Origin of the sequence: Spectribacter acetivorans, assembly GCF_031846305.1 — a bacterium.
GTDB classification, from domain to species: Bacteria; Pseudomonadota; Gammaproteobacteria; order Nevskiales; family Salinisphaeraceae; genus Spectribacter; species Spectribacter acetivorans.
In genome coordinates, this window is the sequence record NZ_JAVRHY010000002.1 from 208,403 (window position 1) to 228,870 (window position 20,468).

Consider the following 20,468-nt stretch of genomic DNA (forward strand, 5'->3'; position numbering starts at 1 on the left):
ATGAAATTCGATAACGCATTCATCCCTTGCGGCTTCGCCTGGTCCTCGCCGTTCGTACGCTGGCAGGGGACGCTGGCCGATGTCTCCAGCATGGATCTGGGCGTGACCGTGACCAACGATGCGCTGGCGCAGCGGGACTTCGATCCGCAACGGCTGACGCAGCTGGTGATGGGCACGACGGTGCCGCAGGCGGATTCCTTCTACGCCGTGCCCTGGACCGCGGCCCGCATCGGTGCGCCGGGGATTACCGGCCCGGACATCTCGCAGGCCTGCGCCACCGCGGTCGCCTGCGTGGCCAGCGCCGCGGCCACCGTGGACAACGATCCCGACGAAACCGTGCTGGCGCTGACCACCGACCGCACCAGCAACGGGCCGCTCATGATCTACCCGAAGAGCCGGAGCATGGGCGGCAGCCCGGACACCGAGCACTGGGTGCTGGACAATTTCGCCGCTGATCCGGCCACCGGCAAGGCGATGGTGGCCACGGCCGAAAACGTGGCCGCGGAAGCGGGTTTCACCCGCGAGGCGCTGGATGACGTTTCGCTTCTGAGATACCGGCAGTACGAGCAATCCCTGGCCGGTGATCGGGCGTTTCAGCGGCGCTACATGCAGCCGGTGCGGTTGACCGACCGCAAGGGCCGGGTCACGGAAATCAGCGCCGACGAGGGCATCTCGCCGACCACCGCGGAGGGCCTGGCGGAACTCAAGCCGATGGCCGGCGGGGTGATCACGCTGGGCATGCAGACCCATCCCGCCGACGGCACGGCGGGGACGCTGATCTGCGGCCAGGCCACGGCCCGCGAGCTGTCGAACGGCAACGGCATTGTGCGTCTGATCGCGACGGGGTTCGGCCGGGCGGCGGCCGCCCACATGCCCAAGGCGCCGGTGCTGGCGGCCGAACGGGCCCTGGCCAGTGCCGGCCTGAGCTATCACGACATCAAGCTGGTCAACACGCACAATCCGTTCGCGGTCAACGATCTGTGGCTGGAAAAGCAGACCGGTTTCCCGCTGGATCGCACCAACATCTACGGCAGCAGCCTGATCTACGGTCATCCGCAGGGACCCACCGGTCTGCGCTCGATTGCCGAGCTGATCGAGGCGCTGCGCCTGGAAGGCGGCGGCCTGGGGCTGTTTACGGGTTGTGCGGCGGGGGATACCGCGGCAGCGTTGGTCATCGAGGTGCGCGACTAGCATCGGCAGAACAGGCCCCAGTAGGGCTAGTAATGCGGAGGAGACGGGGATGACGCAGGGGTTCGCCGGAGTGCATCCACCGCGGGAGTACAACGCCGCGACAGACTTCATCGACCGTCATGGCCGGGAAGGTCGCGGCGGGCGCACCGCCGTCATCGATGCCGACGGTCGGGTCAGCTACGACGACCTGGCCGAACTGGGGAACCGGGCGGGCAATGCGCTGCTCGGGCTGGGCCTGCGCCAGGAATCCCGCGTGGCGATGATCATGCACGATAGTCGGCGTTTTCCGGCCGTGTTCTGGGGCGCGATCAGGGCCGGCATCATCCCGGTTCCGGTCAATACGATGCTGCGGACCGGGGATTACCGCCAGATCCTGACCGATTGCCGGGCTAAGGCACTGCTGGTCAGCGAACCGCTGCTCGACGAGGTGCGTCCGGCCCTGGCCGACCAACCCTTTCTGGATACCGTGATCGTGGACGGCCGGCCCGGCCCTGGCGAGCAGTCCCTGACCGACCTGCTGGCTGCGGCAAACCCGGATCTGGACGCCGCCCCGACCACCGCCGACGACGTGGCCTTCTGGCTGTATTCCTCCGGCTCTACCGGCACCCCCAAGGGCGTGCTGCATCTGCACCGACATCTGCCGGCCACCGCCGAATGCTATGGCCGTGGCGTGCTCGGCATCGAGCCGGACGACGTGATCTTTTCCGCCGCCAAGCTGTTCTTCGCCTACGGCCTGGGTAACGGCATGACCTTTCCATTCGCAGTCGGCGCCTGCGCCGTCTATCTGCCCGGACGCCCGACCCCCGACGCCGTAATGGCGATCATGCGAGAACAGCAGCCAACCATTTTCGGTGGCGTACCAACGCTTTACGCGGCGATTCTCGCCGACGACGCGAACAACCGCGACCGTGCCTCACAGGCCCTACGCCGCTGTATTTCGGCCGGCGAGGCCCTGCCGGCGGAGGTCGGCGAACGCTGGCAGGCACGTTTCGGCGCCGAGGTGCTCGACGGCGTTGGCTCCACCGAAATGCTGCACATCTTCCTGAGCAACCGCCCCGGCCGGGTGCGCTACGGCACGTCCGGCGAACCGGTGCCCGGCTACTCGGTGCGGCTGGTGGACGAAAGCGATCACGAGGTAGGCGAGAACGAGATCGGCGAACTGCTGGTCGACGGCCCCTCGGCCGCCGTGGCCTACTGGAATCGTCGCGACAAGAGCCTGGAGACGTTCCAGGGTCACTGGACCCGTACCGGCGACAAGTATTACCGCGACGCCGAAGGCTGCTATCACTACTGCGGCCGCACCGACGACATGTTCAAGGTCAGCGGCCAGTGGGTGTCGCCCTTCGAGGTGGAATCGGCCCTGATTGCCCACGATCAGGTGCTGGAAGCGGCGGTGGTGCCGCACGATGAGGGCGATAACCTGCTAAAGCCGCGGGCCTTCGTGGTGCTCAAGAACGGCGTGGCCGCCAGCGACGACCTGGCGGCCGAGTTGCAGGGCTTCGTCAAGGCGCGCATTGCCACGGTGAAGTACCCGCGCTGGATCGAGTTCATCGACGAACTGCCCAAGACCGCCACCGGCAAGATCCAGCGCTTCAAGCTGCGGGCCTGACCTTGAAACGCCGCGGGGTCGATATTGTTGCCGACGGCAAGCGCCTCGAGGCCTGCTGGGTGGGCCCGGGCCCGGACGAGGCGCCGACCCTGGTGTTCCTGCACGAGGGGCTGGGCTGCGTGGGGTTGTGGAAGGATTTTCCCGAACGCCTCGCGGCGGCCACCGGCTGCGGTGCCCTGATCTACAGCCGCGCCGGTTACGGCGGCTCCGAGCCGGTTGATCTGCCCCGGCCGCTGACCTACATGCATCACGAGGCGCAGGTGGTTCTGCCGCAGGTACTCGATATCGCCGGCATCCGGCGGGCCATCATGGTGGGTCACAGCGATGGCGGGTCGATTGCCCTGGTCCACGCCGGCAGCGTCGGCGACCCGCGCGTAGCCGCGCTGGTGCTGATGGCCCCGCATGTGTTCAACGAGGATGTCTGCGTAGCGGCGATCGAGCAGGCGCGTGAGGCCTATAAGCAGGGTGAGCTGCGCGCGGGACTGGCGAAGTACCACGGCGACAATGTCGATGTGGCCTTCCGTGGCTGGAACGATGCCTGGCTGGATCCCGGTTTCCTCGAATGGAATCTGGAATCCTTCCTGCCCGCGGTGCAGGTGCCGGTGTTGCTGATTCAGGGGGTCCAGGACCAGTACGGCACGGCGGCCCAGATCGAGGCTATTGAACGGCAGGTGTCCGGCCCGGTGCAGACGCTCTGGCCCGAGCCCTGTGGCCATGCCGCCTACCTTGACCAGCCGCAGGTGGTTATTGACGCCACCCGACAGTTCCTCGAAGACGCGGCGGGTTCGCGACCTTCCGCCAGCATGGGCGCAGCGGCACGGGGCTTGTGGTGACGCGCGACCGCTGGCAGTTCGACGATGCCGACTCCGATCATGGCGGACACCGTCACGTGCCGACCCCGCCGGTGAATGCGGACCTCGGGGATTGGTCCGGGCCGCGCTATTCGACCCTGCCGCTGCCGGCGTTCCGTTTCCTGCCGGGGCGCGATGCGCAGCCGGAAAGCAGTCATCTGCCGGCGTTCGATCTGCCCAGCGCCGACCCCACCGACTGGCGGTACTGCGCGCCTTATCTCTACGCCGTGGACTGTTTCAACCACGGCTTCTGGTGGGAGGCTGCCTCGCTCTGGGCGGGGCTGGCCGCTGGTACGGATCCGAACGATGCCGATCATCACTGCCTGAATGGCTTGACCCGGGCGGCCGAGGCCTTGTTGCGGCGGCGCATGGGGTGGCGCTCCTCGGTGGCGCGATTGCGCCTGGAAACGGAGCGGGCCTTCGCGCGGGTGCCCGAGGCAACACTCACGGGCCTGCAACCAGCGACATGGTGGCCATCGCTGGATCGTTGTCTGCGGCCGGGAGGCGTGGACTTCCCGCGGCTGGAACTCGACGGCCCCAGTTCGGAATCGCAGGAAAATGCACAATACTGCATTGACGGTCGAAAGTAGAGTGCAATATAGTGCTGCCAGTCTACGCTGCGGATGGTGGCAAGGAGCGAAAACATGAGTGCAACGGCAATGACCGGCGCAACGGATACCGCAGATCACCCGGTGGATTTTCAGACCCACCCGGATCAGTACCGCCACTGGCGGCTGTCATTCGACGGCGAGATTGCCCGGCTGGACATGGATGTCAGCGAGGACGGCGGCCTGTTTCCCGGCTATGACCTGAAGCTGAACTCCTATGATCTCGGCGTTGATATCGAACTGCACGATGCAGTCCAGCGGTTGCGTTTCGAACACCCCGAGGTCAGGACGGTGGTGTTGTCCTCGGGCAAGGACCGCATGTTCTGCGCCGGTGCCAACATTCGCATGCTGGGCAGCGCCAGCCACGCGCTCAAGGTGAATTTCTGCAAGTTCACCAATGAAACCCGCAACAGCATCGAGGATGCCAGCGAATACTCCCGGCAGACGTATCTGTGCGCGATCAACGGCATGGCCGCCGGCGGCGGTTATGAACTGGCCCTGGCCACCGATCACATCATGATGGCCGACGACGGCAATGCGGCCGTCGCGCTCCCCGAGGTGCCGCTGCTGGCGGTGCTGCCCGGTACGGGCGGGCTGACCCGGGTGCTGGACAAGCGCAAGGTCCGGCGTGATCTCGCCGACGTGTTCTGCACCATCGAAGAAGGCGTCAAGGGACAGCGTGCGGTGGACTGGGGGCTGGTGGACGCCGTGGTCCCGGCCTCGCGAATGGACGACGCCGTGCGCGAGCAGGCCCAAGCCATGGCCGGCCAGTCGGATCGGCCCGGTGATTCGGCGCAGGGGGTGGAACTCACGCCGCTGCAACGCCGGTTCAGCGGTGACGTGATCGAGTACGAACACATCGTGGTCCGGCTTGATCGCGACGCGGCCACCGCGGATATCACGCTCAAGGCGGTGGCCCAGGAAGCCCCGTCGACGATGGACGAGGTCCTGAAGCAGGGTGCCGGCTTCTGGGTTCTGGCCCTCGCCCGCGAACTGGATGATCTGCTGCTGCACCTGCGGGTCAACGAGCTGGAAATCGGCTCGTTGCTGTTGCGTACCGAGGGCGATCCCGGTCAGGTAGCCGCCTATGACGCCTTGCTCGGCGCGCATGGCGACCACTGGCTCATGCGCGAGATCCGCCTGTACTGGCGGCGGGTTATGAAACGCCTGGACCTGACCTCGCGCAGCCTGTTCGCGCTGGTCACCCCGGGTAGCTGCTTCACCGGCTTTCTGGCGGAGATTCTGTTCGCGGTGGACCGCAGCTACATGCTCGATGGCATCTTCGAGGACGAGGAACCGGATCAGACCCCGGCCACCATCCGCTTGACCGACTCCAACTTCGGGCCATACGCGATGAGCAACGGCCTGACGCGCCTGCAGACGCGCTTCTACGGGCACGATGATCGGGTGGTCGCCGCTGAGCGGTTGATTGATCGGGATATTGACGCCGAAGCCGCGCTGACTGCCGGCCTGGTGACCTTCGCGCCGGACGACATCGACTGGGATGACGAAGTGCGCCTGGCACTCGAGGAGCGCCGGGCATTCTCGCCGGATGCGCTGGTCGGCATGGAGGCCAATCTGCGCTTCGCCGGCCCCGAGACCATGGAAACCCGGATCTTCGGCCGCCTGACCGCCTGGCAGAACTGGATTTTCCAGCGGCCCAATGCCGCCGGTGATCAGGGCGCCCTGAAACTCTATGGCAGCGGGCGTCGCGCGGATTACGACCGGACGAGGGTCTAGGAGATATCTGAAATGGCATACGAAGCAGTCGATTACGACACAAAGATACCGAACAACGTCAATCTGGCCGGTGACCGGAAACTCCAGCGTGCCCTGGAAAAGTGGCACCCCGGATTCATCGACTGGTGGCTGGGCATGGGCCCGGAAGGCTTCCAGGACAACGAGGTCTACCTGCGCACCGCGGTGGGCGTGGACCCCAAGGGCTGGGCCCAGTTCGGCTACGTCAAGATGCCGGAGTACCGCTGGGGCATTCTGCTGGCGCCGGCCGAGGAGGGCCGCACCATTCCCTGCGGCGACGACAAGGGCAAGCCCGCCTGGCAGGAGGTGCCGGGCGAGCACCGGGCCACGCTACGGCGCCTGATTACCATCCAGGGCGACACCGAGCCGGCGTCCGTGGAGCAGCAGCGACTGCTGGGGCAGACGGCGCCCTCGCTGTATGACATGCGCAACCTGTTCCAGGTCAACGTGGAGGAGGGGCGCCACCTCTGGGCCATGGTCTATCTGCTGCAAGCGCATTTCGGCCGGGACGGGCGCGAGGAGGCGGAAGCTCTGCTGCAGCGTCGCTCCGGTCACGAGGACACACCGCGCATCCTGGGGGCCTTCAACGAGGCCACGCCGGACTGGCTGGCCTTCTTCATGTTCACCTTCTTCACCGACCGGGACGGCAAGTTCCAGCTGGAGTCGCTGGCCCAGAGCGGTTTCGATCCGCTCTCGCGCACCTGTCGATTCATGCTTACCGAGGAAGCGCACCACATGTTCGTGGGCGAGGATGGCGTCAAGCGCACCATCCAGCGCACGGTGGACGCGATGAATGAGGCGGGCATCGAGGACCCCCAAGACTCGGCGGCGGTGCGCAAGCTTGGGGTCATCGATCTGCCGCTGATGCAGCGCTATCTTAACTTCCATTTCACAGTCAGCGAGGACCTGTTCGGCTCGGAAACCTCGACCAATGCCGCCAACGCCTTCACCGCCGGCATCAAGGGGCGTTACAAGGAAGCCGACATCGACGACGATCACCAGCTGCACCAGGACACCTATCCCGTGCTCGAGCCCGTTGACGGCGGATTCGCGTACGCCGACCGCCCGGCGCTGCACTCGCTCAATGCCCGGCTGCGCGACGACTACATCCGTGAATGCGCCTCGGGCGTGAAACGCTGGAACAAGGTGATCGCCAAGGCCGGCATCGATTTCGAGCTGGTGCTGCCGCATCAGGCCTTCCGCCGCCAGGTCGGGCAGTTCGCGGACCTGAATGTCACCCCGGCGGGAGAGATCGTCGGCGCCGACGAATGGCAGTCGATGGCGGACCAGTGGCTGCCCTGCGACGACGACTATGCCTACGTGCGATCGCTGATGAAGCCCTGTTACGAGCCCGGAAAGTTCGCGGGCTGGATCTCCCCCGCCCGGGTGCCCGTGGACAAGAAGCCCGGCGACTTCGAATTCGTGCGTATCGAGGGTTGAGCGGACCCGCCGGGCGGCGATGCCGGGCGCCATCGGAATGCGGTACGGTATGCACTATATATCTGAAACCGTACGTGTCTTGGCCGACGAACTCGAACCACAGCTTGACAGCTACCTGCTGGCGCTCAGCGACCGGTTACGTGGTTTGCGCGCCGCCCGCGGCATGACGAGACGTCTGCTGTCACGACATTCATCCATTTCCGAGCGCTATCTGGCGCAACTGGAAGGCGGCAAGGCCAATCCCTCGGTAACCGTGCTCTGGCAGCTGGCCTCGGCCCTGGGCGTGGATTTCGGCGATCTGGTGCTGGCGACCGACGCTGGCGACCGCGGCATGGACCCGGAGCTGCGGCGCCTGCTGGCCGCGATTCCGCCGGACGCCGTGGCGGGGGCGCGAAATCTGTTGCGGGAGTATCTCGGCGAACGCCGCGACAGCCGCGGTGGCATTGCCCTGATTGGCCTGCGCGGAGCGGGCAAGACCACCCTGGGCCGCGGTCTGGCGGACGCGCTCGGGATGCCGTTCTTCCGGTTGAGCGAACTGATCGAGGAACTGGGTGGCATGCAGCTCGGGGAGCTGTTTTCTCTGGGCGGCCAGAAGAGCTATCGGCGACTGGAGCGCCAGGCGCTGGAGAATCTCGTCGCCGGGCATCGCCAGTCGATTCTCGAGGTCGGCGGGAGTCTGGTTTCCGAGCCCGCCACGTATCAGTTGCTGCAGGGCAGTTTCCGTACCGTCTGGCTGCGGGCCAGTCCCGAGGAGCACATGGATCGGGTCCGGGCGCAGGGCGATCTGCGCCCGATGGAGGAGAGCAACGAGGAGGCGATGGCGGACCTCAAACGCATTCTTGCGGAGCGCGAGGCCGAATACCGGCGGGCCGACGCGGTGGTGGACACCAGCGGCCGGCGCGTGGATGAATCGCTGACGGAGTTGAAGCAGACGGTGGCGCGCTTGCTGCCGGCAACCAACGACGCCATCGGCGCCTGAACCAGGAGCAATAGCGACCATGACCGGAGCCGCGAACACCGCGCATCAGAATCCGCCCGGCAGTGTGCTTATCATCGGCGGCGGCACCGCCGGCTGGATGGCGGCGATCCTGCTCGCCCATGCGTGGCGACAGCACGGTACCGAGATCACGCTGATGGAATCGGCGGCGATCGGCACCATTGGCGTTGGCGAGGGCTCCACGCCTCGCATGCGGGTCTTCTTCGAACGCCTGGGCATTCCCGAAAGCGAGTGGATGCCGGCCTGCAACGCCACCTACAAGTGCGGCATCCGCTTTCCCGACTGGTCGACCCGCCCGGGCTATCGCAGCTATTACCACCCGTTCTTCACGCTCGACGACAATCCGTTCATCCAGCCGTTCTTCCATAACGCCGACCTGCGGCGCCGCAAGAGCGTGGCCGTGGATGCCCATCCCGATGCATTCTTCGTATCCCAGCACCTGGCCCAGGGCCGCCGGGCACCGGTGGCGGGACGCGGCAGCTACAGCACCGACTATGCCTACCACTTCGATGCAGGCCTGATCGGTGAATTCCTCAAGAACAAGTCGCTGGCCATGGGGGTTCGCCACATCGAGGACACGGTCAACCAGGTCGAGCCGACCGGCACCGGCGACATCGCCGCGGTCCACACCGAACGGCACGGCCGGATGGCGGCCGATCTCTTCGTCGACTGCACCGGCTTCGCCGGATTGCTGATCGGTCGTACGCTGGAGGTGCCGTTCCATTCCTACCGGGATCACCTGTTCAACGACAGCGCTGTGGCGCTGCCCACGCCCACGGAACCGAACGTCGGTCTGCCTTCGGAGACGCTGTCGACGGCGCTGCGCCACGGCTGGGCCTGGAAGATTCCGCTGACCAACCGGTTCGGCAACGGTTATGTGTATTCGTCGGACTACTGCTCGCCGGAAGAGGCCGAGCGCGAATTACGTGAACACACCGGCCAGCATGATCCCGCGGTGGAAGCTCGGCATCTGAAGATGCGTATCGGCCGGCGCGAGGACTGCTGGGCGGGCAATTGCCTGGCGGTGGGCCTGTCGCAGGGGTTCATCGAGCCGCTGGAAGCCACCGCCCTGATGCTGGTGCAGGAAACGCTGGAGCAGTTCATCACCGCGCACGGGCAGGGCGAAGCGGCCAGGGCGGCATTCAATCGCCGCATCGGGCAGACCTTCGACGGCGTGCGGGATTACGTGTTCATGCACTACAAGCTCAATACCCGCACCGACACGCCGTACTGGATCGACAACCGCGAGAACAGTCCCTGTTCGGATGTGGTCGAGGCGCTACTGTCGACCTGGGATAATCGAAGCGGCGATATTCTCGGCGCGCTCAACGAGCGCAGCGAACAGCTCGTCTACTCGCATACCTCGTGGATATGCATTCTTGCGGGCATGGGACGATTTCCCCGGAACACCCGCAAGGCGGGGCCCAAGCACCAGGCCAGCGATGCCCGGGCGGTGGCGAACACCTGCCAGGGGATGGTCCCGTTGTTCCCGGATCACCGGGCCGTGATCGATGCCATGCTCACCGAGGCGGCCTGACGAGCCGGCCCACCCTGTCGGGTAGTTTTTCCCGAATATTGAAACTCGAAGGGTTGGCGCCGCGTATAGGCAATATAATTCACGCGGTGTACGTCCACAGGGGCGTGTCACCGTCGGACGGGAAATACAGAATACACCCGTACCGTTTTTAGGGACCTGTGCCTGCGCGCGCATGTACAGGGAATCAGTACCATCGCAGCAAGCGATGTCTGGAGGAGGCGATATGCATATCCGCAAGTACGACTTCGACTACGGTCGTCGAAAAATGATGGAGAAGACCGCCAAGGGCCTCGGCTATGCCGGCGTCCTCGGCAGTGTCTGGCCGATGCTGGCCAAGGGGCAGTCGACCGACATCAAGATGGCTTATCCCGATGAGCAGATCTCCATCGAGGAGCACACCAAGGGCAAGATTTCCGTCGGTGACACTATTACCGCCGACAACCTCGAGCACGTAGAACATCTGCTTGATCCGATCACGGTTCAGGAAGTACGTGACGACGGTCGACAGATCGGTATCCGCGAAGCTACCACGGACGTGCTGGATCTCTTTGAGGAGCCGTTCCTCGAGCAGACCATCGCCAACCGCGGCAAGACCGTGGTCGATGACGACGGCAACATCTGGTTCGAGAAGAAGGGCGTGCCGGCCAAGGGTGGTCTGCCGTTCCCGGAACCGAAGAATGCCTACGAGGCCCAGGCCAACATCAACTACGGCTGGGGTCGTCATAACTACTCGCAGTACGCGATCAAGGACTGGGATATCGGTCCGGATGGCGACGTGCAGTACCAGTACGAATTCGTCTGGTCCGAGCTGCAGGTCACCGTGCGTCCGGACGGCAAGGTGTGGAACAACGAAAAGGACATGCTGCGGTATCAGTCGGTGTTCTTCACCGCGCCGAACGAGCAGTCCGGTACCTCGTTCCTGAACACCTGGCCCTACGACCAGCGCCAGTTCCCGGGCCTGGTCGGCTACCTGCCGGCGTTCAAGCGCGTACGTGAATACCCGACCAACCAGCGCTTCGAGCCGCTGGTGCCGGGCATTACCGTGTTCCTGTCCAACGCCTGGGCCGCCGGCGATCCGCTGGCCACCTGGGGCAACATGAAGATTGTCGGCCGTCAGCCGATGCTCGGCGATTTCCATGGTGGCTGGGACGAAGGTCACAAGGACGATCCGAACTGGGGAATGGGTGTCCACGGTGGTCCGAAGGGCCAGACCTACTGGAACACCACCCAGGAACTCTGCCCCGAGTGCATCGTGATCGACCTCGAGCCCACCAAGTACCCGCGTACCCCGGTCGGCAAGCGCCGCACCTGGCTGGACGCGCGTAATGGCGAGTTCGTCCGCAGTGTCGACTACGACCGCAAGGGCAACATTTGGAAGAGCTGGCAGGCTGGCTTCTCCAAGTACACCGGCATGAAGACCGGTGAGGGCCACGAGCCCTGGAGCTGGCGCTGGGTGCATTGCCACGACATTCAGTCGGGCCGCATGAGCCGCTTCTACCAGGCCAATGAAGTGACAGGCGGGTACAAGTCCGAGTGGAACACCGATGGTGATGACGCTTACGACAAGTACCTGACCACCCAGGCGATGCGTCGACTGGGCGCGTAAACCGGCACGAGCTACTGCGGGGGATCACACCGTGATCCCCCCGCCAGTCGGCTCATCACGGTTTCAATGGCGGTCCCTCGGGGCCGCCTTTTTTTTGGCTGTGATATCGATAACAGAACCGGCCCGGCCCGCACCGGTCAAAGTGGCGGATTGAAGTCGGTCCGACAAAGTCCGCAACGGAGTAGCGCCGGCTTTGGCCGGCCTTCCGACTGTCAGTAAATCGGCGGACGTAAGTACCACTAAGACCAAAAAGCGGCCCACCTGCTAGCCCGGGTATGCGCGCGAAACAACCAGCCTCAGACGCACGGGAGTTGCGGATCACCCGCGCCGGGCAATGCCAGTAAGGAATTCGTTCGGGGCAGGGCGCGGCCGACGGGAGGTCGGGGCCAATCCGAGATCATCGCGAGGAGATGGTGCGCCGGGGGAGACTCGAACTCCCAAGGGCTATTCGCCCACTAGGCCCTCAACCTAGCGCGTCTACCAGTTCCGCCACCGGCGCAAGCGCGCGCAAGTGTAGCAGACGCGCTCCCGAAAGCGGAGCCCCGGGCATGGCAAAGCCGCCTCCTCAGTTGGCGCCGGTCTCCGCCAGCATCGCCCCGATCACTTGTGTCCAGATGCCGGACCCCCGCAGCATCATCCCGCCGTCTGCCGCCACCACGTTGCCGGTGATGTAGCTCGCCAGCGGGCTGGCGAGAAAGCAGGCCAGGGCGCCGACGTCCGCCGTGTCGCCCATGCGACGCATCGGCACCTCGTCGGCAATCCGGTGCTCACTGCCGGGCGGCGCTAGCCGCTTGAGCCCTTCGGTATCGGCGATCCACCCGGGCAACACACTATTCGCCCGAATGCCATAAGGCCCCCATTCCAGGGCCAGCGTTTTCATCAGGTTGTCCACGCCGGCCTTCGCCGCGCCGGCATGTGCCTGGAATTCGAACGGTGCCTGGGCTTGACCGGCGGAAATGAAGATCAGGCTGCCGCGGGTTTGCCGGAGTTGCTCGAAGGCGGCACGCGCGGCGTTGAAGGCCCCGACCAGGTCGATGTCGACCACGGTGCGGAAGCCGTTGCTGGAGAGCTTTTCCGTGGGTGCGGTGAAGTTGCCGGCGGCCCCTGCCACGAGCACGTTGATTGGCCCGAGCTGTTTTTCCGTGGTGGCCATGGCGTCGGCCAGCGCGTCCATGTCGCGTACGTCGGCCGCCTGGGCGACTACGTTCGCGCCCAACTTTTGCAGCCCTCCTGCTGCGTCATCCAGTTTCGACTGGGTGCGGCCGCAGATGGCGATATTGGCGCCCAGGCGGGCGAAGCACTCTGCCACGCCGAGGTTGATACCGCTGCCGCCGCCGGTAATGAAAACGGTTTGGCGGGCAAACAGGGTGGGGGCGAATACGTCCTCAAGATGCAAGATGACTCTTCTCCTATTGAGAATCCGGTGGGCGCTGCGGGGCCGATATCGGGCGTCGACGACCCCGGTTTTGGCTTGCGGGCCGCCGGGGACAGCGCCGCCAGACGGGCCCGAATGCTGGCAATTTAGCGTGGCGCCAGACCAGCGGCGCCGCATTCCCAATCGGAATATCCAGCATTATGGCGCGCCAGCCGGCAATCCGCGATGTCACGCGGTATGGGTTGAACCCAAGCCAACGTGCGGGTCTCGCCCCGACTCGAGAAATACTCTAGGCTGGCGGCAAATACCGAAAAGACACGGGACGATGATCGATACAAGTCATATCGGACGGGAGCTACCCGTCCATTCGGTGGACGTGGAGCGGGGCCGATTGCGCTTCTTCGCCAAGGCCATCGGGGAGACCGATACGGTCTATCGAGATACCGACGCGGCGCGTGGCGCCGGCCATCCCGACATTCCGGTACCGCCGACCTTCCTGTTCTGTCTGGAAATGGAGGTGCCCAACCCCTTTGCGGTGTATGAGGAGCTCGGTATCAAGGTCAGCCAGATTCTGCACGGCGAACAGCGTTTCCAGTACCACGCCATGGCGTATGCCGGTGATCAGCTGACCTTCCACGGTCGCATTACCGATATCTACAGCAAGAAGGGCGGCAAACTGGAATTCGTGGTCAAGGACACCGAGGTCACCAACCAGGATCAACAGGCAATCGCCAGCCTGCGCTCCGTCATCGTCGTGAGGAATCCGTGATGCCAATGCCCCGATTCGACGACATCGAAGTCGGCGACAACCTGCCGGCGCTCGAGCATCCGCCCATCGATCGGCTTCAGCTTGCGCTGTACGCCGGCGCGTCCGGGGATCACAACCCGATGCACGTGGACATCGATTTCGTGAAGAAGGCCGGCCTGGATGATGTATTCGCCCACGGCATGCTCGGCATGGCCTGGCTCGGCCGGCTGGTGACCCAATGGGTGCCGCAGACGGCATTGAGGAATCTGGATGCACGCTTTCTGGATATCGTGCCGGTGCATGCCGAGGTCACCAGTCGGGGCCGTGTTGCCCGCAAGTTTACGGAAGACGGCGAGAACCGCATCGAAGTCGAGATCGAAAACGTGGACGGCGAGGGCAAGGCCAGCATCAGCGGTCGGGCGGTGATCGCGCTGGACTAAGTACCGCTGGCGGATGGCTGCCTCGCGTATGCTGGCGGCGTGATGTACGACGCTGCCCCATGAGTCAGGCCACCTCCCATGTCTGCCCGACCTGCGACTGGGTCTGTGAGGTCCCGAACCTGTCGGCCGGCGAGCGTGCGCGATGCCCGCGCTGTGCGCACAGCATTGCCCGCGGCGGGCCGCGAACCCATGCTGGCACGCTAGCGCTGTCGCTGACCGGTCTGATCCTGCTTGCTTTGTCGATCGGGTTCGATTTCCTGTCATTCGACGTGCAGGGCCGCGGGCATACCATCCGGCTGCTCGATGCCGGCACCGTCCTGCTAGACCAGACCTATCTGTTTCTCGGCATCCTGGTGCTGGCCACCACCGTGTTTCTGCCGGGGCTTTACCTGGCCGGGGCGTTCTACCTGAGCCTGGCGCTGGCAAGGGACCGACCCTTGCCGGGAAGTACCGCGGTATGCCGCTGGCTGGCCCCGATCGAGCCGTGGATGATGAGCGACGTGTTCATCGTCGGCATCCTGGTAAGCCTGATCAAGATCGTGACCCTAGCCAACGTGATGCTTGGGCCGGCGTTCTATACCTTCTGCGCCTACGCGATCCTGATGCTGGCGATCACCAGCCGTTTTCACCCGACGGATTACTGGCACCGTTTCGTACCGGCGGGCAACCTGGCCGCCAGACCACAGGCGGGCCGTACCGCCGCTGCTCAGGGGTGCGCCGGATGTCACGCCTGCGGACTGATATTCACGGCATCCGGCACGCGGGCCTGCCCTCGCTGCGGGCATCGGCTGCCGGCCGCGGCGGGTTTGCGCCTGCAGCGGACCTGGGCGCTGCTGGCCGCCGCCTCGGTCCTGCTGCTGCCGGCGAATCTGATGCCGATCATGGCGACCGTCAGCCTCGGCTATACCACGCCGGCCACCATCATCGGCGGCGTGGTCCACATGGTGGAAACCGGCAGCTGGCCGATCGCTCTGATCATCTTCGTGGCCAGCATCGTGGTGCCGATTGCCAAGATCGGCATGCTGGGCTGGCTATGCCTTAAACTGCAGACCGGACGGCCGGCCACCCGATTGGGGGACCTGCGGGTTTATCGGGTGACCGAAGTCATCGGCCGGTGGTCGATGATCGACATTTTCGTGGTGGCGGTACTCACGGCGCTGATCCAGGCCGACCAGTACATGGCCGTGTCACCCGGACCCGCGGCGGCCTCGTTTGCCGCGGTGGTGCTGCTGACCATGCTGGCCGCGCAGAGCCTTGATCCGCGACTGATCGCACAACGACATACCCCGACATGACCGACTCCGATCTGCAGACAGCCCATATCGATCAACAGCGGGGCCCCTGGCTGTCTGCGGTCTGGATCATCCCTCTGGTGGCGATCCTGGTCGGCGGCTGGCTGTTCTATCAGAACGTGCTGGCACGCGGCGCGCTGGTGACGCTGGAGTTGCCCAATGCCGAGGGGCTGGAGGCGGGACGCACCACGGTCAAGATTCGCAACGTCGAAGTCGGCAAGGTCGAGGACGTACGCCTCACTGGCGACTATTCCGGGACCATCGCCGAAATCCGCATGGATCGCGACGCCACCGGCCTGCTGGTGGAGGACACCCGCTTCTGGGTGGTTAAGCCGCGTATCGGCCGACGGGGCATCAGCGGGCTGAACACCATCCTCTCCGGCGCCTATGTCCAGATGCAGCCGGGCGAGTCCGACAAGCCGCGCTACCGCTTCGAGGCGCTGGAGCAGCCGCCGGTGATGGAATCGGATGCGCCGGGCCTGTCGCTGCGCCTGTCCGGCCGGGAGCAGGCAGCATTGAGCGTGGGCGATCCGGTGCTGTATCAGGGCCGCGAGGCCGGGCGGGTGGAAACCGCGGAATTCGATGCCGAAACACAGCAAATGCGATACCAGGTATTCGTCGATCAGCCCTATGATTCGCTGATCCGCCGCAATACACAGTTCTGGAACCGCTCCGGCGTGGATGTGGAGCTCAGCTCCGAGGGGGTGCAGGTGAATCTCGGGTCGCTCGAGGCCATGCTGGCGGGCGGCGTGACCTTCGGCCTCCCGGAGGACGTACCGCCGGGTGGCGCGGTATCCAACGGTGACCACTTCGATCTGTTCGCCTCTCGCGATAAGGCGCAGCAGGATCGTTTCGATCAGCAGATCGAATACATCGTGCTGGTGCGAGACTCGGTCCGCGGTCTCAACCCTGGTGCGCAGCTGGCCTTCCGCGGCATCCGCGTGGGTACGGTGACGGATGTGCCGTTCTTTACCGAGGCGGTGCGCGAGCAGAACTTCGAGGATTTCCGCATTCCGGTGCGGATCCTGTTCGAACCCCAACGGCTGGGACCGGCCTGGGGCGACCGCAGCCTGGACGAGTGGCGTGAACGCCTGGACGGGCTATTCGAGCGTGGCCTGCGGGCCAGCGTACGGCCCGGCAACCTGTTGACCGGCGCCATGTACATGGATCTGCAGATCGTCGACGAACCCGAGCCGCGAGACATGGTGACCGTGGGCGATTATCCGGTGTTCCCCAGCACCGTCGGTGGCTTTACCGGCATCGAACAGAAGATTTCGACGCTGCTGGACAAGCTCAACAATCTGGATATCGAACCCACCCTGAATCGCCTGGGCGATACGCTGGCGTCGTCCGATCGCACGTTCGAGGAAATGACAGCCACGCTGGATTCCCTCAACCAGGTACTCAAGACCGATGAGGCCCGCAGCCTGCCCGCGGAATTGGAGAAGACGCTGCGGGAAATCCAGCGAACGCTGGGGGCCTATCGCGAAGGCCAGCCGGTTTACGACCAGCTGGATCGGGCGTTGCAACAGCTGACACGGGTCCTCGATGACCTGGGCCCGCTGGCGGATACGCTGCGCGAGAGTCCCGATGCCCTGTTGTTCGGCCGTGAACCCGAGGAAGACCCCATGCCGAGAGCGCCGCGATGAACCGACTTCCGATACTGCTGATCATGCTGCCGCTGATAGCCGGCTGCGCGACGTCGGTACCTGCCACGCATCACTACCTGCTCACCGGCCCCGAGGCTGACCCGGCAGCGGCGGAGGACAGCATCAGCCTGACCCTGGCCGGTGTCAGCACGACGGCTTATCTGCAGACCCAGGGCATCGTCATCCGGACCACAGAAACCGAGGTGGCCACGGCGCAGCGCCACCGCTGGGCGGAACCGCTGCCCGAACAGTTGCGGCGCCGGATTCCGGCGCAGCTGGGCCGGGCATTGCCCGGGGTGCGGGTATTCACGCAGCACGCGCCGAGTACCGGCCCGCGGCTGTTCGTCCATTTCGATCGTTTCAACGGCCATTTCGACGGCGTTGCCGTGATCGGCGGCACCTGGCATCTGGAGAATGAACGGGGTGAACTGCTGCTGCGCCGGCATTTCACGATCCGCCAGCCGCTGGACAATGACGGCTATCCGGCCCTGGTGTCGGCGCTGTCGGCCGCCACCACTGCACTCATCGGCGACATTGCCGAGTCGCTAGCCCCGGTGCTGATCGACGGACGCTGAGGGCGCTTCATCCAGGGCCTGCTCGACCGCCTCGGCGATACGCTGGGCCACCCGCGGCGGGGCCCCGCCTGACAGTGACTGATTGAGCCGCGACCAGGCTGGATGCATCCGGCAACGCAACACCCGTCGCCGCAGTTGCCTGCTGGGCCAGCCCCCGGCCGGCGCTTCCGATTGCAGGCGCTGGGTAGCCGCATGGCCGCGGCGGAGCAGGGCGCGCAGCAGCATGATCTGACGCGCCGCCAGCAGGGCCAGCACCGCGACATCCGGCGCCAGTACCTGTCGTCCCTGCAAGCGCACCCACCAGGGGCGGATCAGACGATCGGTGGCGCCGGCCGCCGCACCCAGCCCGGCGCCGATGGCAGTAGCGGCACCCAGACTCAGGCCGCCGGTCATGGCATCCACGCCCAGACCGGCCATACCGCCGGCCGCCACCGCCGATCCGGTGCGGATGCCGAAGGCGCGCAGATGGTCGGGGTCGAACAGATCCTCGCGCCAGGTACCGTCGTCCAGCGGCAGGTCGGGCGCCTGGTAGGCGCCCAGTTCGAAGCGGAACAGATCCAGCAACGCCGCCACCGCGGCCTGTTCGCGCTCGCGCAGCTGATCGCGCATCGCGGTGCGGGTTGGCGCCGGGTCCTCGTCCGTCCCGGCGGTCCGCCGTAGCGCCGCCGCGTCGATGAGCAGTTCCGCCACCACTCGACAGGCCGCCATGATGGTCGTGCGGCGCTCGTCGCGACGTTCCGCCTGCAGAGCGGTGAGGCGGTCGCGGTGCGCGTCCAGCATCAGGCCCAGTTTTTCGAACAGCCGATCCTCGGCGCCGGCGTCGAGCACCACGGTGTCGAACTCGGCCAGAACATGCTGACCCAGTCGCGCCAGTTGTGTGCGCCAGTCCGCCGCGTCAGCCGTGGGATCGGCGACGAAATTTAGCACCGGTAACAGCGGTCGGCCGCAGGCCGCCAGCAGCCTGAGTTCTTCCCGATGCTTGGCGCGCATCGGCTCGCGGCTATCGATGACCAGCAGTGCCGCATCGCTTTGCAGCAACTGCCGCAGGACCCGGGCCTCCTGCTCGTAACGGCCCTGATCGTGGTCGCCCTGCAGAAACGCCTCGATGCCCGCGACCGGGTCGACCGCCTGCGCCAGCCCCTCGTCCAGATGGGCGCGCAGTCCCAGCGCATCCTCCAGTCCCGGGGTGTCGAACAGGGCCACGGCGGCGGCCGGATCGCTGCCGAGATCGATTCGCGCGACGTCGCGTGTGGTGGCGGGCCGGTCGGACACCTCGCCGAAGCGGGCGTCGCGGGTGAGCGTGCGCAGCAGTGAGGTCTTGCCCGCGTTCGTGTGGCCGACGACGGCCAGCTGCAACGGATTGCCGGTGATCGGGTTCATGCCGACACCCTGCCAGGTTCGCCTGCCGGCAGGCCGAACACGCCCAGTCCGGCACCCGCGGCAATGGCCGTTTCCTGCCAGGCGCGCAGTCTTGCGGGTGTGGGCGTCGCGCCTACCAGCAGGATCGCGCCATCGGCGCCCGCAGCGGCCAGGGCATCGTTCAGAAAGCGCTCGGCGCCGCGGTCCGGGGTGGTGCGGACGCTGACCATGAGCAGCAGTCGATCGATCCGGATGTCGGGAAGCCGCGTCAGCAGGTTTCGTCGGCTGGTCAGGTCATCCACGCTGCCCAGCCAGTCCCAGGCGGCCTCCTGGGGCGGGGCCGGCGGTTCATCCAGTTCCAGACCCACGGCCTGCCAGGTACCTTCCGGTACCGCCGGTGCGGTCGGATTGCCCGCTTCCGGTACCGCAGGCGACGTTATCTCGGCGGCAGTTGCGCCGGGTGCGGCGGTTGCCGCCATCAACCGCGACCGTAGCCGCGCGAAGCCGGGCCGTTGTTCGTCGCGGGTCGCCCGGGCCAGGGAAAGCCGCGCCAGGCCCAGTGAAACCACGAGGGCGATCAGGCGGGGCAGGGCGCCGTAAATGGCGGTGGCAACCAGCAACCAGGCCGCCCAGTCCTGCCGTGCCGCCCGGGCAGTCTCGCCCTGCAACGGCAGGTCGTTGGCGCCCGCCACGCCGAATAGTGCCGGGCCCAGTGACAGTAGTTCGGCCCAGCGCTGGAGCGCGTTGTCATCCAGCAGGGTGGTTTCCCATACCAGATCGATTTCGCGCAGGCTCAGCAGAGTCGCCAGCGCCAGCAGGGCGCCCAGACTGAAGACCAGCCAGAGGCCGTGAATCCAGCCGGCGAAAAGCCACTTGCCCGGGCGCTCGGTCATCAGCAGCCGCGTGGTGATCAAACCGGCCGGGGGCGGGCCGGCCGGCGGGGTCCGGCGCCATCGGTGCCACCAGTCCCAGAGGCGGCCTCCCAGTCCGCCGCCGGAGCGCGCGGTCAGCGGCAGCAGCAACAGCCAGAGGCCCAGTGACGCGAGATTGAAGCCCACCAGCAATACCAGCACCAGGGGCAGATTCACCGGCGGCGCCGGGGCCAGCGCCGCCGACGCGGCGGACAGGCCGCCCAGTCCGGCGAGCGCGAAACCGATGATGGCCGCGAGGCCCAGTCGCCGGGCGGCCCGGGCAATCGCATCCGCGCGGCCATCGGCCCCGGCGAGTGATCGCGCACGCATCCGAACGCGGGCATGAAACGGCCCGCCGGCCCCCGCCGCCGTGCGGTCCGCCTCGATGACCGCGTCGGGATGGCCGGCAATCTCTTCCTGCCGGCAGATGACCAGCGCGACGAATGCGTCCCGAATCCGGCGGGTAGGTAGTGGCGCGTGCATGGCGCGACTATACAAAACCGACCCCTCTGATCGCGGCCG

General features: G+C 65.9%; 17 protein-coding genes and 1 tRNA gene. 14 read left to right on the forward strand and 4 right to left on the reverse strand.

The window, feature by feature from the left end:
- The 9 genes from RM531_RS03000 to RM531_RS03040 all read left to right on the forward strand — a co-directional run bounded on the left by RM531_RS03000 (nt 1) and on the right by RM531_RS03040 (nt 11,597).
- Nucleotides 1-1,191, forward strand: a complete 1,191-nt coding sequence (locus RM531_RS03000; protein WP_311657196.1) for a thiolase family protein — start codon at nt 1-3, stop codon at nt 1,189-1,191.
- A gap of 49 nt (nt 1,192-1,240) precedes the next feature.
- The gene (locus tag RM531_RS03005) at nt 1,241-2,800 is read left to right on the forward strand and encodes a benzoate-CoA ligase family protein (RefSeq protein ID WP_311657197.1); all 1,560 of its coding nucleotides are present in this window, start codon (nt 1,241-1,243) and stop codon (nt 2,798-2,800) included.
- Between the two features lie 2 nt (nt 2,801-2,802).
- The gene (locus RM531_RS03010; protein ID WP_311657198.1) at nt 2,803-3,633 is read left to right on the forward strand and encodes an alpha/beta fold hydrolase; all 831 of its coding nucleotides are present in this window, start codon (nt 2,803-2,805) and stop codon (nt 3,631-3,633) included.
- Nucleotides 3,630-4,241, forward strand: a complete 612-nt coding sequence (locus tag RM531_RS03015) for a hypothetical protein (RefSeq protein ID WP_311657199.1) — start codon at nt 3,630-3,632, stop codon at nt 4,239-4,241. Before RM531_RS03010 ends, RM531_RS03015 begins: the two co-directional genes overlap by 4 nt.
- Nucleotides 4,242-4,295: 54 nt before the next feature.
- On the forward strand, nt 4,296-5,999 hold the full coding sequence (boxC, locus tag RM531_RS03020; protein WP_311657200.1) for a 2,3-epoxybenzoyl-CoA dihydrolase: 1,704 nt from the start codon (nt 4,296-4,298) through the stop codon (nt 5,997-5,999).
- A gap of 12 nt (nt 6,000-6,011) precedes the next feature.
- Nucleotides 6,012-7,457, forward strand: a complete 1,446-nt coding sequence (gene boxB, locus RM531_RS03025; RefSeq protein ID WP_311657202.1) for a benzoyl-CoA 2,3-epoxidase subunit BoxB — start codon at nt 6,012-6,014, stop codon at nt 7,455-7,457.
- A gap of 49 nt (nt 7,458-7,506) precedes the next feature.
- Complete coding sequence (locus RM531_RS03030) at nt 7,507-8,436, forward strand: helix-turn-helix transcriptional regulator (protein ID WP_311657203.1); 930 nt, start codon at nt 7,507-7,509, stop codon at nt 8,434-8,436.
- 19 nt (nt 8,437-8,455) lie between these two features.
- The gene (locus RM531_RS03035; RefSeq protein ID WP_311657206.1) at nt 8,456-9,991 is read left to right on the forward strand and encodes a tryptophan halogenase family protein; all 1,536 of its coding nucleotides are present in this window, start codon (nt 8,456-8,458) and stop codon (nt 9,989-9,991) included.
- 223 nt (nt 9,992-10,214) lie between these two features.
- A complete protein-coding gene (locus tag RM531_RS03040) occupies nt 10,215-11,597 on the forward strand; it encodes a DUF1329 domain-containing protein (RefSeq protein WP_311657208.1) in 1,383 nt (460 codons plus the stop codon).
- Between the two features lie 411 nt (nt 11,598-12,008).
- Here the strand turns inward: RM531_RS03040 and RM531_RS03045 are convergent.
- Nucleotides 12,009-12,096, reverse strand: a tRNA-Leu gene (locus tag RM531_RS03045).
- A gap of 66 nt (nt 12,097-12,162) precedes the next feature.
- A complete protein-coding gene (locus tag RM531_RS03050) occupies nt 12,163-12,993 on the reverse strand; it encodes an SDR family oxidoreductase (protein ID WP_311657209.1) in 831 nt (276 codons plus the stop codon).
- A gap of 304 nt (nt 12,994-13,297) precedes the next feature.
- Between RM531_RS03050 and RM531_RS03055 the strand changes: the two genes are divergently transcribed.
- From RM531_RS03055 to RM531_RS03075, 5 genes are read left to right on the forward strand one after another with little or no spacing between them, the layout of a single operon-like run.
- On the forward strand, nt 13,298-13,741 hold the full coding sequence (locus RM531_RS03055) for a MaoC family dehydratase N-terminal domain-containing protein (RefSeq protein ID WP_311657211.1): 444 nt from the start codon (nt 13,298-13,300) through the stop codon (nt 13,739-13,741).
- Complete coding sequence (locus RM531_RS03060; protein WP_311657213.1) at nt 13,741-14,160, forward strand: MaoC/PaaZ C-terminal domain-containing protein; 420 nt, start codon at nt 13,741-13,743, stop codon at nt 14,158-14,160. Before RM531_RS03055 ends, RM531_RS03060 begins: the two co-directional genes overlap by 1 nt.
- A 59-nt stretch (nt 14,161-14,219) precedes the next feature.
- A complete protein-coding gene (locus RM531_RS03065; RefSeq protein ID WP_311657215.1) occupies nt 14,220-15,455 on the forward strand; it encodes a PqiA/YebS family transporter subunit in 1,236 nt (411 codons plus the stop codon).
- On the forward strand, nt 15,452-17,101 hold the full coding sequence (gene pqiB, locus RM531_RS03070; RefSeq protein WP_311657216.1) for an intermembrane transport protein PqiB: 1,650 nt from the start codon (nt 15,452-15,454) through the stop codon (nt 17,099-17,101). Before RM531_RS03065 ends, pqiB begins: the two co-directional genes overlap by 4 nt.
- A complete protein-coding gene (locus tag RM531_RS03075; protein WP_311657217.1) occupies nt 17,098-17,676 on the forward strand; it encodes a PqiC family protein in 579 nt (192 codons plus the stop codon). The genes pqiB and RM531_RS03075 overlap by 4 nt, the downstream gene beginning before the upstream one ends.
- Here RM531_RS03075 and RM531_RS03080 read toward each other — a convergent pair.
- Both RM531_RS03080 and RM531_RS03085 read right to left on the reverse strand, forming a co-directional pair.
- The gene (locus RM531_RS03080; RefSeq protein WP_311657219.1) at nt 17,647-19,056 is read right to left on the reverse strand and encodes a DUF3482 domain-containing protein; all 1,410 of its coding nucleotides are present in this window, start codon (nt 19,054-19,056) and stop codon (nt 17,647-17,649) included. The two genes, RM531_RS03075 and RM531_RS03080, sit on opposite strands and share 30 nt — an antisense overlap.
- The gene (locus RM531_RS03085; RefSeq protein ID WP_311657220.1) at nt 19,053-20,429 is read right to left on the reverse strand and encodes a DUF2868 domain-containing protein; all 1,377 of its coding nucleotides are present in this window, start codon (nt 20,427-20,429) and stop codon (nt 19,053-19,055) included. The genes RM531_RS03080 and RM531_RS03085 overlap by 4 nt, the downstream gene beginning before the upstream one ends.
- Nucleotides 20,430-20,468 lie beyond the last annotated feature (39 nt).

Bases quoted from the DNA above. Each gene is read 5' to 3' on its own strand.
- RM531_RS03000 (WP_311657196.1), top strand. From the start codon at position 1: ATGAAATTCGATAACGCATTCATCCCTTGCGGCTTCGCCTGGTCCTCG.
- RM531_RS03005 (WP_311657197.1), top strand. From the start codon at position 1,241: ATGACGCAGGGGTTCGCCGGAGTGCATCCACCGCGGGAGTACAACGCC.
- boxC (WP_311657200.1), top strand. From the start codon at position 4,296: ATGAGTGCAACGGCAATGACCGGCGCAACGGATACCGCAGATCACCCG.
- boxB (WP_311657202.1), top strand. From the start codon at position 6,012: ATGGCATACGAAGCAGTCGATTACGACACAAAGATACCGAACAACGTC.
- RM531_RS03030 (WP_311657203.1), top strand. From the start codon at position 7,507: ATGCACTATATATCTGAAACCGTACGTGTCTTGGCCGACGAACTCGAA.
- RM531_RS03035 (WP_311657206.1), top strand. From the start codon at position 8,456: ATGACCGGAGCCGCGAACACCGCGCATCAGAATCCGCCCGGCAGTGTG.
- RM531_RS03040 (WP_311657208.1), top strand. From the start codon at position 10,215: ATGCATATCCGCAAGTACGACTTCGACTACGGTCGTCGAAAAATGATG.
- RM531_RS03055 (WP_311657211.1), top strand. From the start codon at position 13,298: ATGATCGATACAAGTCATATCGGACGGGAGCTACCCGTCCATTCGGTG.
- RM531_RS03060 (WP_311657213.1), top strand. From the start codon at position 13,741: ATGCCAATGCCCCGATTCGACGACATCGAAGTCGGCGACAACCTGCCG.
- RM531_RS03065 (WP_311657215.1), top strand. From the start codon at position 14,220: ATGAGTCAGGCCACCTCCCATGTCTGCCCGACCTGCGACTGGGTCTGT.
- pqiB (WP_311657216.1), top strand. From the start codon at position 15,452: ATGACCGACTCCGATCTGCAGACAGCCCATATCGATCAACAGCGGGGC.
- RM531_RS03075 (WP_311657217.1), top strand. From the start codon at position 17,098: ATGAACCGACTTCCGATACTGCTGATCATGCTGCCGCTGATAGCCGGC.
- RM531_RS03080 (WP_311657219.1), bottom strand. From the start codon at position 19,056: ATGAACCCGATCACCGGCAATCCGTTGCAGCTGGCCGTCGTCGGCCAC.
- RM531_RS03085 (WP_311657220.1), bottom strand. From the start codon at position 20,429: ATGCACGCGCCACTACCTACCCGCCGGATTCGGGACGCATTCGTCGCG.